Source organism: uncultured Campylobacter sp., from assembly GCF_938045405.1.
GTDB lineage: Bacteria > Campylobacterota > Campylobacteria > Campylobacterales > Campylobacteraceae > Campylobacter_B.
Genome location: NZ_CALIMW010000011.1, coordinates 1 through 1,481 on the forward strand (window position 1 = coordinate 1; position 1,481 = coordinate 1,481).

Here is a 1,481-nt window from a genome sequence, read left to right on the forward strand (position 1 = left end):
AGGGGAAGCGGCATTTGCTAATGGCAGACGCGGCAATGTCCTTGCTTTCGACAGCAAGAAAGATTGGACCGGCACGCCTTCAGTTTTAACCGAGGAATATTTAAATCAAATTTTGCAAAGCATTTGGGATACGGGCGCGACACCTAGAGACGTTTTCATTGGCGCAAAACTCAAAAAAGCGATTAATGCTTTTGCTACTCGCCAATTCGGCAACGAAAAAAGCATCAATTCAAGCGTCGTAAGCCTTGATACCGACTTCGGAAAGGTAAATTTTAGGCTTCACAGATACCTATCCGAGCAAAACCACCTAGACGATGTTTTGATAGCGGGCGATTTTAGCTTTATGAAAAACGGACTTTTGATCCCTACTATGATCGAGAACGTAACTACGAGCAAGACCGCGAAACAAAAGCGCTACTACACCGAGGCAACGCTTGAGGTGCGAAATGCGGACGCTTTTGCAATCGGCGTAGGCTTAAAGGTCAAATAATGACATCGAAATTCGCAAAAGAATTTCTAGCCCATAAGATCGTGGGCGGCAAAAAAATGCCGCCCGATCAGATATTGTCCGAAATGTTTTTAGAAGCTATGCTGTGGGTAGCCAACAAATGCACGCCTAGCGAATTATTGCGCAGCGTAGAGAGTGAACAAGTATATAGAAACGTCGCAAACGGCTTTTATATCACATACCCCGATAAACCAAATTTTAATGACGAAAAAGAGCATATTATGATCGATGAGAGCCTAACGCATGCGGTAATCAACTACGTAGCGTTTATCATTAATCAGGACGCTTTTTATAGGGATTTGGCACTTGAAATCATTTCGGATTATATCGCAAACGACGGCAAAGAAAGGATATTCGATGACTGAGGAGGGATTTAATACGGCACTTTTAAACGCCGAGGCAATATCGGACATCGACATTTTAGAGCTGCTGCAAGTTTTGGCGGAGCGGCTAAAAATTCTTAATGCTCTCATTACAGCAAGCATATTAAAGGGGTAAAAAATGGTATCGATTTATGAACTTAAACTGGGCGCTGAAAAGCTTGAAATTTTAAAAGCTCTAAGTGCAGAAATAGAAAAAGCGATCGATTCCATCGGTAAAATCGATAACAGCCACTTAACGACTATCTATAACGACATATTGGAAAAAGCAAAACAGGTCTTGCAAGATAAAATTTTTGTCCAAGAGCTTAAGGACAAGGTGGACGTCGCGCATAAAGACATTTCAGAAAAAGCCGCCACGATAAATCAAAAATTCGAACAGCAGCAAGCTTTGCTGCAAAGCTTGCAAAGGCTAAAAACAGAGATAGAGGACGTTTTAAAAAGTGGACTAATCAACGATACGGCGGAAAAAACTACGACAACCTACTCTAGCAAAAAGATCGGCGAACTGCTAAATTTAAAAACAGATAAAGAAGATTTCGACGATTTAAAAAATTCCGTCAATAACAAGCTAGACAAAACCGAGCAAGCCG

General features: G+C 41.5%; 4 protein-coding genes. All 4 read left to right on the top strand.

Annotated features, from left to right (window positions below; genetic code table 11):
- Window positions 1-490 (top strand): DUF5309 family protein (locus Q0140_RS00480; protein WP_297960451.1); only part of this gene is annotated, 490 nt, incomplete at its 5' end.
- Window positions 490-873: a hypothetical protein gene (locus Q0140_RS00485; RefSeq protein WP_297960453.1), complete on the top strand. Its 384-nt coding sequence runs from the start codon at window positions 490-492 to the stop codon at window positions 871-873. The genes Q0140_RS00480 and Q0140_RS00485, both read left to right, overlap by 1 nt.
- Entirely contained in the window at window positions 866-1,006 is a 141-nt protein-coding gene (locus Q0140_RS00490; protein ID WP_297960456.1) for a hypothetical protein, read from the top strand. Before Q0140_RS00485 ends, Q0140_RS00490 begins: the two co-directional genes overlap by 8 nt.
- A 3-nt stretch (window positions 1,007-1,009) precedes the next feature.
- Window positions 1,010-1,481, top strand: a 472-nt coding sequence (locus Q0140_RS00495) for a hypothetical protein (RefSeq protein WP_297960459.1), incomplete at its 3' end; no start/stop codon positions are given.

Excerpts from the sequence above, each read along its gene's own strand:
- Q0140_RS00485 (WP_297960453.1), top strand. The coding sequence starts at position 490 with ATGACATCGAAATTCGCAAAAGAATTTCTAGCCCATAAGATCGTGGGC.
- Q0140_RS00490 (WP_297960456.1), top strand. The coding sequence starts at position 866 with ATGACTGAGGAGGGATTTAATACGGCACTTTTAAACGCCGAGGCAATA.